Annotated in this window: 16 protein-coding genes; 10 read left to right on the top strand and 6 right to left on the bottom strand. The window is 39.6% G+C overall.

The annotated features are described in order from the left end of the window. Positions 1–238 precede the first annotated feature (238 nt). The 5 genes from ACPWSO_RS17680 to ACPWSO_RS17700 form a co-directional block, all read right to left on the bottom strand. Entirely contained in the window at positions 239–625 is a 387-nt protein-coding gene (locus ACPWSO_RS17680; RefSeq protein WP_426084895.1) for a type II toxin-antitoxin system HicB family antitoxin, read from the bottom strand. A gap of 54 nt (positions 626–679) precedes the next feature. Then, positions 680–868, bottom strand: coding sequence for a type II toxin-antitoxin system HicA family toxin (locus ACPWSO_RS17685; RefSeq protein WP_426084896.1), 189 nt, complete (start codon positions 866–868; stop codon positions 680–682). Between the two features lie 319 nt (positions 869–1,187). Beyond that, on the bottom strand, positions 1,188–1,499 hold the full coding sequence (locus ACPWSO_RS17690) for a hypothetical protein (protein ID WP_426084897.1): 312 nt from the start codon (positions 1,497–1,499) through the stop codon (positions 1,188–1,190). Positions 1,500–1,534: 35 nt separating this feature from the next. Continuing rightward, positions 1,535–1,825: a hypothetical protein gene (locus tag ACPWSO_RS17695; protein WP_426084898.1), complete on the bottom strand. Its 291-nt coding sequence runs from the start codon at positions 1,823–1,825 to the stop codon at positions 1,535–1,537. Beyond that, positions 1,818–2,168: a hypothetical protein gene (locus tag ACPWSO_RS17700; RefSeq protein WP_426084899.1), complete on the bottom strand. Its 351-nt coding sequence runs from the start codon at positions 2,166–2,168 to the stop codon at positions 1,818–1,820. The genes ACPWSO_RS17695 and ACPWSO_RS17700 overlap by 8 nt, the downstream gene beginning before the upstream one ends. Positions 2,169–2,535: 367 nt before the next feature. On the opposite strand from ACPWSO_RS17700, the gene ACPWSO_RS17705 reads away from it, so the two are divergent. The 10 genes from ACPWSO_RS17705 (at position 2,536) to ACPWSO_RS17750 (ending at position 14,886) form a co-directional block, all read left to right on the top strand. Beyond that, positions 2,536–4,686 carry a PBP1A family penicillin-binding protein gene (locus tag ACPWSO_RS17705; RefSeq protein ID WP_426084900.1) on the top strand — a complete coding sequence of 717 codons (2,151 nt, stop codon included), beginning with the start codon at positions 2,536–2,538 and terminating at the stop codon, positions 4,684–4,686. A gap of 65 nt (positions 4,687–4,751) precedes the next feature. Further along, positions 4,752–5,093: a YlbF family regulator gene (locus ACPWSO_RS17710; RefSeq protein ID WP_426084901.1), complete on the top strand. Its 342-nt coding sequence runs from the start codon at positions 4,752–4,754 to the stop codon at positions 5,091–5,093. A 215-nt stretch (positions 5,094–5,308) separates the two neighbouring features. Next, positions 5,309–6,466 carry a metallophosphoesterase family protein gene (locus ACPWSO_RS17715; RefSeq protein ID WP_426084902.1) on the top strand — a complete coding sequence of 386 codons (1,158 nt, stop codon included), beginning with the start codon at positions 5,309–5,311 and terminating at the stop codon, positions 6,464–6,466. Positions 6,467–6,518: 52 nt separating this feature from the next. Then, positions 6,519–9,233, top strand: a complete 2,715-nt coding sequence (locus tag ACPWSO_RS17720) for an AAA family ATPase (protein WP_426084903.1) — start codon at positions 6,519–6,521, stop codon at positions 9,231–9,233. After that, positions 9,230–10,174: a 3'-5' exoribonuclease YhaM family protein gene (locus ACPWSO_RS17725; RefSeq protein ID WP_426084904.1), complete on the top strand. Its 945-nt coding sequence runs from the start codon at positions 9,230–9,232 to the stop codon at positions 10,172–10,174. Before ACPWSO_RS17720 ends, ACPWSO_RS17725 begins: the two co-directional genes overlap by 4 nt. Positions 10,175–10,186: 12 nt before the next feature. Further along, positions 10,187–10,654: an ASCH domain-containing protein gene (locus ACPWSO_RS17730; protein ID WP_426084905.1), complete on the top strand. Its 468-nt coding sequence runs from the start codon at positions 10,187–10,189 to the stop codon at positions 10,652–10,654. A gap of 353 nt (positions 10,655–11,007) precedes the next feature. Continuing rightward, positions 11,008–12,516, top strand: coding sequence for an adhesive domain-containing protein (locus ACPWSO_RS17735; protein WP_426084906.1), 1,509 nt, complete (start codon positions 11,008–11,010; stop codon positions 12,514–12,516). A gap of 18 nt (positions 12,517–12,534) precedes the next feature. Next, positions 12,535–12,882 carry a hypothetical protein gene (locus ACPWSO_RS17740; RefSeq protein ID WP_426084907.1) on the top strand — a complete coding sequence of 116 codons (348 nt, stop codon included), beginning with the start codon at positions 12,535–12,537 and terminating at the stop codon, positions 12,880–12,882. 13 nt (positions 12,883–12,895) lie between these two features. Beyond that, entirely contained in the window at positions 12,896–13,519 is a 624-nt protein-coding gene (locus ACPWSO_RS17745; RefSeq protein ID WP_426084908.1) for a WxL domain-containing protein, read from the top strand. Between the two features lie 266 nt (positions 13,520–13,785). Then, positions 13,786–14,886, top strand: coding sequence for a DUF916 and DUF3324 domain-containing protein (locus tag ACPWSO_RS17750; RefSeq protein WP_426084909.1), 1,101 nt, complete (start codon positions 13,786–13,788; stop codon positions 14,884–14,886). On the opposite strand, the gene ACPWSO_RS17755 is transcribed toward ACPWSO_RS17750, so the two are convergent. Next, a partial coding sequence (locus ACPWSO_RS17755) for a transposase (RefSeq protein WP_426084910.1) occupies positions 14,846–15,201 on the bottom strand: 356 nt, incomplete at its 5' end. The two genes, ACPWSO_RS17750 and ACPWSO_RS17755, sit on opposite strands and share 41 nt — an antisense overlap.

Here is a 15,201-nt window from a genome sequence, read left to right on the forward strand (position 1 = left end):
TAAAAGCACGCTCCTTTTGATTTGGTTTAGTCACTTTAATCTTACACGGTTGCGTGCTTTTTGTGTACCCTAAAATCAAAAAAGTAGGACAATAATCAGATTTTCTTCTGACTATTGTCCCACTCCCTTTTTTTCGTTTTTAAGAATTTCAAAAGTACATCTCGTGACGTTATCGACTTTTGAAATATAAAAAAATATAGGTTACCAAATTTTTTCAAATTCTACTTAGAGTGAGACATTAGACATCAAGTTTTTCTTTTAGTGCTTCAGTAAGAGTTTGTGAGAAGTTGATATTCTCTTTTTGTGCCATTTCTTTCAACCACTCTGGAATAGTTACATTTGTTTTGGCTCCTTTTGAATGATATTTTCTTCTGTGAGCAGCCATATCTACACCTATTAAAGCAACTTGCTTGTTTGGAAATTGCTCTTGAATTTCTTTTACAGTAGAAGCTTTAGGCGCCTTTTTCTCATCTTCTAATGATAAACCAAGAACTTCTTCCGCCATCTCATATGCTTGCTCAATAGAATCTCCTTGAGTGATTGCGATAGGAACATCAGGGAATTGAACTAAAATGTAATCACCGTCTTGTTCGAATGTGGCTGGATAAACTAACTTTGTTGCCATATTATCAAACCTTTCTTTATAGTTGAGAGTATACCACAGCTTCAAGCGTGCGGGCTATTTTAAGCCCGCTTGCTTGAGAATGCTTTGTTCCAATCCTTTTCCTAAATCCTTATTGTGCATGGGGACTATAGTAGTAAGTTTTGTTTTCGGATTGTACATTTTACGGTGGCTTCCTACTTGCTTTACTGCTTGAAAGCCATTTTGTTCTAGCAGTTTTATCATCTGCTTTGCTGTCATTGGCATACTCTCAACGCCTTATCTATATTTATGTTATACGTATATTATGCGTATAAGTCAATGGGTTTATTAAAGAAATATCAGCATTTTCAATTATTCTTATAGTATAATCATCTGGATTGGAGTGATAAAAGGTGATTAATTAATATGATGAACTATTAGAGCAACTTAAAAATGGTGAGATAAGCGAGTTTGATGTGCAAAACAATGACTTCTTTCTATTTAGAGAAGCATGGTTAAAAAGAGAAGACAGAATAAACTTTGTAGGGGAAGCACACCACGGCGGACATGTAACTTATAGATATGAAAAAGACTAACAATTAAGTTAGTCTTTTTTTAAAAGCTCTTTTATATCCTCGTTTTGCTCCATAATAAACCAGTTTTGTTCAATAAGTATTTTTTGATATTCTAGTTGTTTTTTTTCTGGGTCTCTGCTTACAGTTTGGAAATCATGCATTATTTTTTCAAGTTTTTCTTGATTCAGTTCACTTCCAAGCAAACCGTACTCTTTTAACGCTGATTGTGAACTATTCAATGAAGGTTCCTTCTTTTTAGCCTCTACAGTGTTAACACCAATCAGCAAAATATTAATAAAACAACTTAAAACCAATGCCCCAATAAGTAACTTCTTTTTCATTTTCTTCCTCCTAAATTTTTCTTTTACTTGTTATTCTAACATACTTGAGCAAGAGGTTTCATTACAAACTCACGAATAAACGAATTAGGATTTTTAACCGTGAATTTTTCAATGATTAATTGATTTCTGCTGTTATAGTGTCCGAAGACTGACAACTCAAAAATACCATCATCTAAGAACATAATTAAATTTGCGAGATCACGCCGAGCAACAAAACAATTAATATCTTCATTTTTTGTATGCAAGGTAAAACGAACAAGAATTTTAGGGAAAGCAGAAACTAATCTGATTTTATCTGCAATACCCGTTACAGCTCTTTTATTCATTATTAGAATTCTCCTTTAATTTGATTAGCTCTGTTAATGTAGTATCACGCCTTATTCCCTTTGTTGAAAAATCAGATAACTTATTCACTTTCTTAAAGAAATATTTCGTTACTTTTTCTTCAAGTGTTAACTCGAAAATGTGGAAGTGGTCAGCTTGTTCAATAGGGAATGCAGCGATGTAATCCCGTGTACCTCTAGAATTAAACGTCCAGATGTTATAAACAACATCATCAATAAAAACTGGATTAGCCGATAATTTCCGCAAGGGTTTTACATTCTTCTTGTAAAAATACTGATAAGCAGAAGTTACTTCTTTTAAATGAACTGTTTTTACATATCTCATAACTATCACCTTGAAATCATTACACGAACGTTTGTTTTGTTTGTCTAGCATGAGATATTTCACGAAATGAAAATAAAAATTGTTTAATCTCGCAGCGCCAGTTTTTGACCTAGAATTTAATGTAACAGAATGATATAGAATGAAATGGGGAAACTCTATAAAACCTTATATGACAGTGTTTTTTACGCAAAAGAGAACAGATTAATACATCATAGCAAAAACTTAATATTTTCTACATAATTTCAAAAGAAAATCATGGTAAAATAGCTAAAACCCTGCCTCTGTATGTAGTAAAATCATGCGTAGGACGTATAGAACATAGGGTAATATATGTTAGAATAAGTGAAAACAAGGAAGAGGAGCACTTATGGATTTCAAAGAAATTATGAAAAAAGCTGGTTCGGGCATCAAGCGTTTCTGGAATTGGCTAAAACCATATTTAGTACGTTTTCATAAATGGAGAAAACGGATTTGGAAAAAATACCAAATTAATAAAATTATTTTGCTTCTAGGCATGGTAGCGGTATTAATAACCAGCATCTATTTATTTACGCTTGCGAAGGCAGCCAATGTTGGCACGCTGGAAGATGGGTTGAAGGCTCAGGCAACAACTATTTACGATGAAAAGAATGAAGAAGCTGGAAAGCTTTTTGGACAGAAGGGGAATTTTGTTGAATTAAGCCAGATTTCTCCTTATATTCAAGATGCAGTAATTTCCACAGAGGATAAAAACTTTTACTCTCACGGCGGTTATGACATTAAAGGGATTTTAAGAGCGCTGGTGGGACGAATCACTATGGGAAGAGTTGTTGGAGGCGGAAGTACAATTACGCAGCAGCTGGCTAAAAATGCCTATTTAACGCAGGAACAAACATTTGACCGAAAGGCAAAGGAGCTGTTTCTGGCAATCGAAATTGAAAAGAAATATTCAAAAGAGCAGATACTGGCTATGTACCTTAACAACTCTTATTTTGGAAATGGTGTCTGGGGAGTCGAGGACGCTGCGAAAAAATATTTTGGCGTTAGTGCAGCAGAAGTTAGTATTGGCGAGGCGGCTACATTAGTTGGTATGCTGAAAGGTCCAGGTATTTATAATCCGATTGACAATCTGGAAAATTCAGTGAACCGACGTGATACAGTTCTCCAGCTGATGGTTGAAAACGGGAAGCTGGATCAGGCAACAGCAGACAGTGAAGCGGCTGTAGACATGGCCAGCATTCTTTATGATGGTTATGCAGGCTCAGAAACAGACTATCGCTATCCTTATTATTTCGATGCGGTGATTGATGAAGCAGTGGACCGTTATAATATCAAAGAAGAAGATTTACTGAATAAGGGTTATAAAATATACACTGCATTGAATACCAGCTATCAGGAAGCGATGAACCAGACCTATCTTAATACAGCGCTGTTTCCTCCAAACGCAGAAGATGGCGAACTAGTGGAAAGCGGCTCGGTCGCATTAGATCCTAAAACAGGAGGGGTTCAGGCAATTATTGGTGGTAGAAAAGAACATGTATATCGCGGGTTTAACTTTGCGACACAGACCAAACGTTCACCTGGTTCTTCTCTAAAACCGATTTCTGTATATACCCCAGCTTTAGAGGCAGGCTATGATCCTAGCAGTATTCTTGTAGATCAGCTGCAGGACTACTATCCAGCTGAAAACTACAGCCGAACATTCAGCGGTGAAGTGCCGATGTATCAAGCGCTGGGAGAAAGCTTGAACGCACCGGCAATTTGGCTGCTGAACCAGATTGGTCTGGATAAAGGCTTTGAGAAGACGAAGAAATTCGGGATTCCTCTCAACGAGTCGGACAAACGCTACCCTCTTGCTCTGGGCAGTATTGAAACAGGTGTTTCACCGTTGGATATGGCTCAGGCATACACAGCTTTTGCCAATGGCGGTCAGCTGTCAGAGGCGCATCTAATTACAAAAATTGTTGATTCTACAGGGGCTGTTCTCGTTGATAAGACAAATACAAAAACCAAACAGATTATTTCAAAGGAAACTGCTGATGAAATGACAAGTATGCTTCTGGGTGTGTTTAGCTCAGGAAGCGGCGTCAATGCAGACCCTTACGGATATGTTATGGCAGGGAAAACCGGAACAACAGAAACCAGCTTTGACAGTACAAAAACAAACGATCAATGGGTTGTCGGCTATACCTCCGACGTCGTAATTGCTACTTGGATGGGCTATGAGCATACGGATGAGACACATTACTTAGAGGGAACAAGTGCAACCTATGCCTCTAGCGTTTTCAATAGTCAGGCCAGTGGGATTCTTCCTTATACAGCACAAACACCGTTTACCATCGCAGATGCTTACACAACAGGTGGACAAGTAGTTGCTGCTGAAGATCAGCAAAGCACGAACCAATGGCAGGATAGTGTGAAGGAAATCGGCGGACAAGTTCAGGAAGGCGCCAAGAATATCGGTGATCAGATTAAAGAAGGCTGGGAAAATGCTAAAGACGGCATCAAAGACTTTTTCGGCGGTCTGATTGGTGAATAAGTTTTTTGAAAAGCAGCAAAAAGGTGTTACAATAAAAGAAACCATTAAGAAAAGAGGACATTTACGTGACAAATATTTATGATACTGCAAATCAGCTTGAACGGGAACTACGCGAACTGAATGAATTTAAAGCACTGGAAGAAGCCTATGGCGCAGTAAAGGCTGATGAAACAGCATTTAATTTATTTAAAGAATTCCAAGGGTTCCAACAGGAATTACAGGAAAAGCAAATGCGTGGAGAAGAATTTTCAGAAGAAGACGCAGAAAAAGCTCAAAAAATGGCAACTGAGGTTCAAACAACAGAGCTGATTAATAAAATGATGGAAAAAGAGCAAGCCTTTAGTACAATCGTTAATGACTTGAATCGCATTATTATGACGCCGATTCGCGACTTGTATAATAACTAAAAACGGCAGCAGTCAGATACAGAATAACTGTTCCATTTAGAAAGAGCAGCGGAATACCTGAAAAGGATATTTCCGCTGTTCTTTTGCTTATATAAAAAGCATGAGGGAGATTGGGAAAAATAAAAAGCGAACGAATTTTCGTATGTTTTTACTGACCTATTTTCTATAAAATGATATGATAAAAGAAATGTCTGAGAAAGGAAGATCTTGGTACGATGAAACTATTACATACAGCAGATTTGCATATGGATCGTTCATTTGAAGGCTTAAACGTTCTTCCAGCTCAATTAGCTGAGCAGCTCCGCTCCGCTAATAAAAAAGTACTGAATAGACTTGTTGATGTCGCGATAAAAAAACAGGTGGATGCAGTAATCTTTGCTGGAGACACGTTTCATCAAAGTAAAACCTCTATTCAGACCCAAACTTATTTAATGGAGGCTCTTCAGCGGCTAAACAGAGAGAATATTCATGTGGTTATCAGCTTTGGAAATCACGACTACTATGACTCAGACCGATATTGGTTTGATTTTCCCGAAAATGTCTATTTATTTGAAAAAGAAGAGGTGGAGACACATTATTTTGTAACAAATAACAATGAGCGGATAGCTGTATCCGGGTTTAGCTATAGGGGGCAGCATCTTGAACAAAGCAAACTGGGAGAGTTTCCACAGAAGGCTTCTGATGCGGATATCCATATTGGGATTTATCATGGCGAACCGGCAGCGGAAGCAGAGTCAAACTATGCACCTTTTTCTTTAAGCGAGATGAAACTGTTAGGTTACGATTATTGGGCGCTGGGGCATATCCATCAGCCGCAGATTCTTAGCGCAGAACCGTTGATTGTTTACCCCGGTACTCCTCAGGGACATACGAAGAAGGAAAGAGACCTTCAAGGAGCGGCAATTGTAACTATCCAGGGCAGTAACGGGACTGTTCATTTTGAACCGGTGGCAGAAGTCAGTTGGGAACGAACCTCTTATGTATTAACGGAATGTAAAACAAAGAAGGCAGCGCTGGCATTTCTGGAAAAAGAGCTTTTGAAGGAAGCCTCTGGGAGGAGCCGGTTGTGTTTGAAGGAGATTCAGCTTGAAGACATGAACCATCTGGGACAGGAGTTTTCTATTTCTTGTGAAAATGGCGAGCTTCTAGGGTACCTACAGACTAAGCTGCCGAAAGAACGACTCTTTGTTTTTAATGTATCAGCGAAGAACTATCCGAGATACCATAAGCTGTTGGTCAAGGCAGATCCGATGCTGCTGGAGCAATTGGAGAATAATTATTTACAGCCGGAGATATTTTCTGAAGAAATGAAGGAGCTTCTAGCGAATCCGACTGTCTCAAATTTGATGCTGAATGGCGAAAAAGGTGTATAGAGCTGGCGGACCAGCGTATTCATGAACAATTTGAGCTAGAGGAGGGCAGCTTATGAAAATCCTCGCTATAGATATCGCAGGCTTTGGTAAATGGCAAAATAAGAAAATTGATTTTTCAGAAAAAAATCAATTGATTTACGGTAAAAATGAAGCTGGGAAATCCACGATCTATCAGTTTATCCAAGCTATTTTGTTTGGATTTCCCACTAAGGGTAAGAAAAGAAAAAGCTATGTACCTAAAAACGGCGGCAGCTATGGCGGCCGTTTATGGCTGGAGCATGCTGTATATGGCAAAGTTCAAATTGAACGCTTCAGAGAACTAAATAAAGGCCAGGCGAAAGTATATGTAGAAGAACAAGTTGGCGATGAACGGCTGCTTGCAAAAATTCTTCATCCGTTGACAAAGGAATTATTTCAGTCTGTATTTACCTTTCAGCAGGAGCAGCTGACGCAGTTGGAACGGCTGGAGGAAGAGAATTTGCAGACGGCTTTACTAGCATTGGGAATTTCGGGCAGTGATCAGCTGCTTAAAACCCGGGAGGAATATTTTAAAGCTGCTCAGGATATCTACAAGCTGAAAGGAAGTAGACCCCAGCTGAATGAACGTTTAAAAGCATATCAGGAGCTGTCTGAGAAAATTAGAGCCAAAGAGAACGAGGAAGAACAGTTTACTGCAGTTCTTACTGATTTAGCAGCGAGAAAGGAACAAATTGAAAATAAACGCCTGACACTTGGAAAACAAAAAGAAGCGCTGGCTCTTGCTGAAAAGCAGCTACTGAACTATCCGCTATTTGAAGAATGGCTACAGCTGCAGCAAAAGTCTGGAGATACCAGCATGTTTATTGACGAAAATGAACAGCAGCAGCTGCTGTCGCTTTATCAAGAGCATAAATTCCTTCAAGAAGAGCTGGAACGGCTTAACCGGAGTGGTTGGGAATCTGTGGGCGATGAACGATCTGATGAGTATCTTTTCTATCTCAATGAAGAAGAAAATATCAGATATTTCTTAAGTCAGCGTTATACAATGAATAAGCTGTTAGCTGAAATTGACTGGATGAAGCAGTCTGTGCAGCAAAATAGACAAGAAATGATAGGGTTGGAAAACAAATGGGGCTGGTCAGAAACCCAGCCGCCGCGTTTGTTTTTTGAAGACCATCAATTGCTGGAGCTGAGAGAGCAGATTATCGAGCGTAAAGTACAGCTGCAGACAGCTCAAGAGAATCATCGTTCCTTAGAAGAAAGTATTGTTAGACAAGAAAAAAATCTAGAGACCTTTGAAGCGGCGAATCAAGAGCTATTTCAGCGGAAACAGCCCAAGCGACAGCGTTCAACATCTGCTTTACTGCTGCTATCTGTAGTTATTGGAATCGCAGGAGTTCTTGGCGGATTGCTTCTAACAGGACCCCTTAGCTGGGGCAGCTGGCTGCTGGTACTCGTTTGTCTGTGTTTTTTCGGTTGGCAGCTGCTGCGGCCTAAAAACGATCCAAATGACCGAATGAAACAGCAATGGCAGCAAAAGCTGACAGATTTAGATCAGCTGACAGAACGTTTTCATCAAGTGAGTGAATCAATTGATAGACTTCAAGAAGATGAACTGCAGCTTGAGTCATATATTTCACAACAGACAAAAGAAAATCATCTAGGCAGAATGAACCGGCTGGAATATTGGATGAATCATAAAGAGGAGATTAAACGCTATCTTTTACTGCTTCAGACGAATCAGGAGCTACGGCGGCAGCTAGCAGATAATCAAGAGGAATCTGATCAATGGTTGAAGCAGACAGAGCGCTATGTCAACTGGCTGCCGATTGTTGGGAAAGATTTAGGTACGCGAGTTGCTATCCTTAGTGATTTCTCCGACGAAATGGAACAGCTGAGACTGAGACAGGGAAACCAGGAAGATATTTATCGAAAACAAGCGCTTAAGGAAATTAAAAGTAAGCAGCAGGATGTTCTTGAGACGGCAAGACCCTTGCTTTATCAATACCAGATTCTGGGGATAGAAGACGTACCGGAAAAGCTGCGTTATTATCAGCAGAATGAAACTGTTGAAAGCAGAAAAGCTGAACTACAGAGAATTCTGGCTGGTTTGTATCCGGAGCAGGTTGCTAAAGAGCAGTTGCTGACGAAAAAATATCAACTGACAGCTGAGCTTTCTCAATTAGAGGATGACATTTTTAAGCTGCAGAAGGATGAACAGCGGCTGGAATACAAGAAGAAGCAAATGGCTGAAGACGGTAGTCTAGATAATTTTTATCAAGAGCAGGCAGTGATAAGGGCAGAGATAGAGGATTTGGCTGCTGAGTGGAGCAGCTATCGGCTGGCAGGACAGCTGCTGATTGATTTATTGACCGAGCTTTCTGAGCAGCAGCTCCCTGCGTTGTTGAAAAAAACAGCACATTATTTTTCTATTTTGACAGATCATGCATATACAGTTGTTCGCCTTGAAGAGGAGGAGCTTCAGGTTAGGAACAGTTCAGGACAGGACTTTGCAGTTTATGATCTTTCAACAGGAACAAAGGACCAGCTGATAATGTCTGTACGTTTTGCTTTTCTTTCTCTTCAAGGAGAAACGAATCCCTGCCCAGTCTTGATTGATGACGGCTGGCTTCATTACGACAGTCAAAGAAAAACGCAATTAGCAAAATTATTTCAGCATTTTGGTGAAGTACAGCAAATCATTTGTTTTTCTTCTGACCAAGAAATGGTAAGCTATTACCATGAGAATAAACAACCTGTTATCCAATTGGAGGTAGAAAAAAGATGAAAAAAATTCGCGAATTAGTACTAGATGAAGTATTTGAACTATTTCTATTGATAAAAAATGCCGATGTTCGTGTCGCAAAGAATGGGAAGAAGTTTATTGCTTTTACTTTTCAAGATACATCAGGAACGATTGATGGGAAATACTGGGATGCTTCTGAAGAGGAGATTCAGCGATTCGAGGCTGGAAAAGTTGTTCTGCTGAATGGGAAGCGGGAAGTCTATCAAGGGAACCCTCAAGTGAAAATCATTCACTTGCGTCTGGCTCGAGCGGATGAACCGGATCAGCCCGCATTATACATGGAACGGGCTCCTATTAAGCGGGAAGATATGGTGGAAGAAATCAATCAAACTGTTTTTGAAATCACCAATGCCCATTGGCAGCGAATCGTCAGACACTTGTTGACGAAATACCAGAAAGAATTTTTTGATTTTCCTGCGGCTAAAAGAAATCATCATGCTTTTGCCCATGGCCTAGCTTACCATACACTGACGATGCTGCGTTTAGGGAAATCAATCTGTCGAGAGTATGAGGAAATCAATGCTCCGCTGCTTTATGCGGGAATTATTCTTCATGATTTAGGGAAAGTTAAAGAGCTTTCTGGAGCAATGAGCACAGAATATACACTGGTCGGCAACCTGGTTGGTCATCTGGTGCTGGTGGATGAGGAAATTACCAAGGCCTGTGAAGCGCTGAAGATAGATGAAAACGAAGAAGATGTCATTATCCTGCGCCATATGGTACTGGCTCATCATGGACTGCTGGAATATGGGTCGCCAGTGAGACCGAGAATTATGGAGGCTGAGATTCTTCATCAAATTGACAACATGGATGCCTCTATTCAGATGATGCTGACGTCTATTAGACAAACTGATCCAGGAGAATATACGGATCGTATATTTGGAATGGATAACCGTAGTTTTTATGTACCTAAAAATAAGTGAACGGAGAAGAACATGAATCATTCTGCTGAAATACTTTGGCAAGATTTTTCTGAAAAGCAAGCCGTAGATATTAATTCTTATCATACTGCTTGGGCTTTTGGCAGCAGTAAAGAAATGGCTGATAAGCTACTGCAGCTTGTCCTTTCTGGAGAAAAGAGAGGAACCGCAGCTATTAAGCGGTCCTATGAATTAGAGAACGAAAAAGTACCGGAAGCAGGAGACTATAGTATCCTGCTAGATGGAAACGGAGAAGCACAAGCGATTATTCAAGCGAAGCTGATTGATATTCTTCCCTACAATCAAGTAACTGAGCTGCATGCGTATCTAGAGGGCGAGGGTGACAGAAATTTGGTTTATTGGCGTGAAGGCCATCGAGCTTTTTTTGAAGCAGAGCTTCAGGAAGCGAATGAAAAATTTTCAGAAGATCAGTTAGTAGTTTATGAGTTATTTGAAGTTGTTTATCGAAATGATGTTCAATAGTATGGAAATTTATTCATGTTAATATTTTTATGCAAAAAGAATGGTATTGGAAATAATCTGAAAGAGTACTGACGTACTTTTTCAGATTTTTTTATGGTCAAAATTTCTGTTTTTTTAATAGTTTGATTTTTTGTATATTTACACAAGAAATATTTACTAAATATTCATTTGTGAAAAAAAGAGTAATTACTGTAACTGAAAAAGTATATGTTATATTAAGAAACTCTTTTTTGTTTTTAATTTAATTAAATTATTTTTTTGTAAGCATTATATTCGCATTAAAAAAAAACTCAAAATATAATCATCTCAGAAATACCAGTGCTAAGAAAACAAATTGAAAGGAAGAGATGAATGTGCGTGTTGAGGGAGGGAAAAGCAGAAAGAAATTGAAGCGTTTTCTTAGTGGCAAACTCTTTTTTATTGGCTGTCTCATTGTTAACTTGTCTGTTGCAGGGTCATTAGCAGGAATCTTTGGTTATCTTTTTCATAGTGAGGAAGCATCCGCGACTGTATTAGATATCGAGATATTGTCAAACATGCAGACAACAAATAACAGTCAGACTACACCGACTTCCAGGTGGTTGCCTACAATTAGCAATCAGCCGGTGAATTTTACCATTTCGGGGGAAGGTTTGGCGAATGCATCGGTTAATCTAACTGGTAATAAGTATGGTGTACTGGTTATTCCGTCTCAGTTATCCGGTAAGGTTAAACCAAACGGAAATGCTCAAGTGGATACAAATGTTACGGTAGATTTAGACAAGGTTGCTCTTTTGAAACCAACATTTGATGCATTGTCTCGTTTGATATCACTAATCAATGATATCAAGGGTGGTGCACTAAGCTTAGTTGGCGTTGACTTTGATTTAACCGCAGTCAACAAACAGTTGGATCTGTTGAATAGTCTGGAAAATTTTGGACATACGACATATTCAGCTACAACAGTTGGCAACGACAGATTGATCTATTTAAATATGGATGAAGGGTTGGGCACAATTCTTGCAAAAGATCTTAGTCAAATCCTAGTCAATCTGAATACTGCTGTTCAAAATTTAAAAGTTACAGTAACAAATCCGCTGTTGGGTACAGCTACTGCTTTAACAATCAATACAGTTTTAAATCTAGTTAAGCCGGCTTTAAATACTGCCATCACAGCACTCTTACCGGCACTAGGGCTTGGCGGAGCTGCAGTTCAGCAGCTGGCGGATGCATCAGTTTTAGGGCAAACGACCATTAATTTGCCTACGTTTGTTTCAGGTCCGGGGAGTATAACTGGTAATTTGGATGCTAAATTTGTCGGAACGGTCATCAAATCAACGTTGCTTAATATCGATTTGCTAAGTACGGCTAATGCAGTTTCCTATATTTATTTTGCTGGCGAAACCTTTCTGCTGGAAAACACTTTGCTGCCGAGTTCACTAAATTTCGGGGCGCACCCTATTCAGACCAAACTGGACGAAACCTTCACTGCTACTCAGGGCGGGGTATCCACTGGACCGAATACAACAGGAACGGTCAGGATAATGGATACACGAAGTACTGCCAAAAACTGGCAGGTTAAGGTTTCTCAAATTCAGGAATGGATGAATAGTAGCTCCTCCATAAATAGCTCGGTGCTGAAGATTTATGGAGGAGCGTTAACGACAGATTATTCTGCCGGTAATGTCCGAAGCATTAGTGGTTCAATGATTGAACTGCAAAACGGAACGCAGCAGGAAGTGTTGGCTGTATCAGGAACGACAGCCAGCGGAACGACAAATCTTGATTTATCAAAATTTGATTTATTTGTTCCTAAAAATACCAAAAAGCAATCCGGTGCCTATCAGACAAAACTTGTCTGGACGATAACGGAGAGTCCGTAAGGAGGGAGAGTAGTGAGAATGTCGAAACAAATGAAGTGTTTCTTAATGATTTTTGGAAGCATGGTGCTGGCTTTTCTTTATTCCTCCCCAACGGCTCAGGCAACTGTTACGAATGGAAATATTCATTACTATGAGGGGAGTAGTACAGAAAGCTCCGAAGCGTCTAGTTCTTCTGAAAGCGAGAGCAGCTCAACAAAGGAAAGCAGTTCTGTTGTACAACAGAACACGCCGACTCAAGCTGCTCCAACGATTAAAGGGGGAACAGAAGGAAGTTTTTTAAAGACGAATGATACAGTTAACTATCTTTTTGTAATCGTAGGAGTCATCTTTGTTTTAATCGCTGTATATCATTTAAAGAAAACATAAGGGGGAGACAAAAATGAAACATCACACAAAAATTTTATTATCTGCGATTTTACTCGGAGCGGGCTTAGGCTTCGGAAGTACAGGCTTTGCCGAAGATAAAACGACAGACGCTGTAGTAGACTACACAACTGGGGGAATCACCTTTGACCCGCAGACTGGAGATCCTAAAGCATCATTGCCAGCTGACTTGAATTTTGGTTCTCATGAAATTCAATCTAAAGCGGACGAAACCTGGGTGGCTACCAGTGATGGTGTACAAGCATCACCTGTAACTACAGGTAGCATTGCTGTCAGTGATAACCGCGGGGGAACAGATACTGGCTGGACAGTGAAATTGCTGCAGGCAGATCAGTTCAGCGCAGGAAGCAACGAGCTATCAGGGGCAGCATTATCTATCCAAGCTGGTGCCGTAACCAATAATGTTGGCTCTGCACCGACTGGAGCAAGCATTGCCAATACTACATTGGACCTTGAACTGGGGACTACTGCTGATGTATTGACAGCCCAAGCAAATGAAGGGGCCGGAGAAACTTCACTAGCGCTGAACAAATTTGAACTGTTCGTACCAAAAAATACGAATAAAAAACAAGCAAATTATCAAACCACGCTTAACTGGACATTCTCAGCTACACCATAGAATATAAATAAATCGAACTAGGTTATAAAAGAAGTATGTTGTCTCGAGAGATAAGGCGACGATAACTGAAAATATGAAAAGTTATTTTCAGTATTCTCCATCTTATTTCTCAAGACAGCTTCTATGTTTATGGTACTTACTTTGCTCCGAACCTAGAAGCATGGCAGAGCTTTGGAACACCGCTTATTCGATTTTAGAGGATAGGGCATGCCAATGTCACATCTCAGTTTAACAACTGGCAGTATTTAGCTTGGAGGGAGAAAGCAATGAAGAATAAATACCAGAAAATTGCATCAGCCGGACTTATTTCATTCATATTATTTTTAGGATTAGGTATTTTTTCACTACCAGTTCAGGCGGAGTCTTTGGACAGCTTTGATGCATTACCTCATTTTACAGAGAGTCAGACAAACAAAGAATTGTCCTATTTCGATGTCAAGCTGGAGCCAGAGCAAAAGGAGCTGTTAGTGGTCACGCTGGTCAACAAAAGTGACAAACCGCTTACGCTCAAAGCTTCATTCAACCGAGCAGTTACAAATAGTGCCGGGGTAATCGAATATTCAGGAATCAATAAAGATACTTCCACATCTGCACCTTACGACATTGAAAAGCTAGTCAAGCTAAGTACAGAGGAAATCACACTGGAGCCCCAGCAAACAAAAGATATCACCTTAGATATCACTATGCCAAAGGAAAAATTTGCTGGTGTTTTGGCAGGTGGAATTTATTTAGAAGCTCTTTCAGATGAAAAAGTCGAAGGTAATGTTAAAAATGTCTTTTCAAGAGAAATAGCAGTACTGATTCGCTCTGACGGAACAGAAACAGAGCCGGATTTGTCGATTGAAACGGCTAAAGCCGATCAGGTCAATTACCGAAATGTTATCGAAGTCGGCATTGAAAACAAAGCAGCTGTTTATATTAAAAATGTTGCGATTGAATACAGTGTTTTACTAGATGGAAAAGAAGTTCTGCAAGGGAAAAAAGAAAAACTGAGCATCGCTCCCAATACCTTGTTTCCATTCCGTATTCCTTTTTCAGGAGAAGAATTTGGAGCCGGAGAATACACAGTAAACATCAGTGTAGCCACGGATAAAAAGCAGTGGAAGGGCAGTCCGACGTTTACAATCGATGGGAAAGAGGCAGCTGATTTTAATGATAAGGATGTAACGGTAAAAAAATCAGGTTTTGATATCCCGTGGTCAACCGTTTCCTTGGCAGCTGTTTTACTGATTCTGGCTGTTGTAACTGCCTTAGTAATCAACAAAAATAAAAAGCTGAAAAAGGAATTAGCCAGAAAACGCCGCAAGAAAAAGAGACCGGTGCAGTCTAAAAAACAGAGCTTGGAAAATAAAGATAGAAAAAATTAGAATAAATAAAAAATGAGACTGGGACATAATCCACTCTCAAAAAGAAAACAAGCTCGATTTTGATGATGAATGTCAAAATCGGGCTTGTTTTTTCTTCTTCCCTTCTCTTTCTCTCCATATATTTTCCTAATTTTCTTAGATTTAGTGCCATGAGAGCCAAACCAACATCAATCTTCGCTCCTTGTTTTCCACGTAAATGGAAACGATGGAACGCCAAATGAGCCTTTAGATGCCCAAACACTGGTTCTACATCGATTTTCCGTTGTCGATAAATCGAACCTGTTTTTTCATCTGAAAGCTTCTTCTTGCATTCTG

The organism is Enterococcus sp. LJL51 (assembly GCF_049894025.1).
GTDB lineage: Bacteria > Bacillota > Bacilli > Lactobacillales > Enterococcaceae > Enterococcus_L.

Excerpts from the sequence above, each read along its gene's own strand:
- ACPWSO_RS17740 (WP_426084907.1), top strand. The coding sequence starts at position 12,535 with ATGTCGAAACAAATGAAGTGTTTCTTAATGATTTTTGGAAGCATGGTG.
- ACPWSO_RS17730 (WP_426084905.1), top strand. The coding sequence starts at position 10,187 with ATGAATCATTCTGCTGAAATACTTTGGCAAGATTTTTCTGAAAAGCAA.
- ACPWSO_RS17695 (WP_426084898.1), bottom strand. The coding sequence starts at position 1,825 with ATGAATAAAAGAGCTGTAACGGGTATTGCAGATAAAATCAGATTAGTT.
- ACPWSO_RS17705 (WP_426084900.1), top strand. The coding sequence starts at position 2,536 with ATGGATTTCAAAGAAATTATGAAAAAAGCTGGTTCGGGCATCAAGCGT.
- ACPWSO_RS17680 (WP_426084895.1), bottom strand. The coding sequence starts at position 625 with ATGGCAACAAAGTTAGTTTATCCAGCCACATTCGAACAAGACGGTGAT.
- ACPWSO_RS17685 (WP_426084896.1), bottom strand. The coding sequence starts at position 868 with ATGCCAATGACAGCAAAGCAGATGATAAAACTGCTAGAACAAAATGGC.
- ACPWSO_RS17690 (WP_426084897.1), bottom strand. The coding sequence starts at position 1,499 with ATGAAAAAGAAGTTACTTATTGGGGCATTGGTTTTAAGTTGTTTTATT.
- ACPWSO_RS17725 (WP_426084904.1), top strand. The coding sequence starts at position 9,230 with ATGAAAAAAATTCGCGAATTAGTACTAGATGAAGTATTTGAACTATTT.
- ACPWSO_RS17700 (WP_426084899.1), bottom strand. The coding sequence starts at position 2,168 with ATGAGATATGTAAAAACAGTTCATTTAAAAGAAGTAACTTCTGCTTAT.
- ACPWSO_RS17720 (WP_426084903.1), top strand. The coding sequence starts at position 6,519 with ATGAAAATCCTCGCTATAGATATCGCAGGCTTTGGTAAATGGCAAAAT.
- ACPWSO_RS17715 (WP_426084902.1), top strand. The coding sequence starts at position 5,309 with ATGAAACTATTACATACAGCAGATTTGCATATGGATCGTTCATTTGAA.
- ACPWSO_RS17750 (WP_426084909.1), top strand. The coding sequence starts at position 13,786 with ATGAAGAATAAATACCAGAAAATTGCATCAGCCGGACTTATTTCATTC.
- ACPWSO_RS17745 (WP_426084908.1), top strand. The coding sequence starts at position 12,896 with ATGAAACATCACACAAAAATTTTATTATCTGCGATTTTACTCGGAGCG.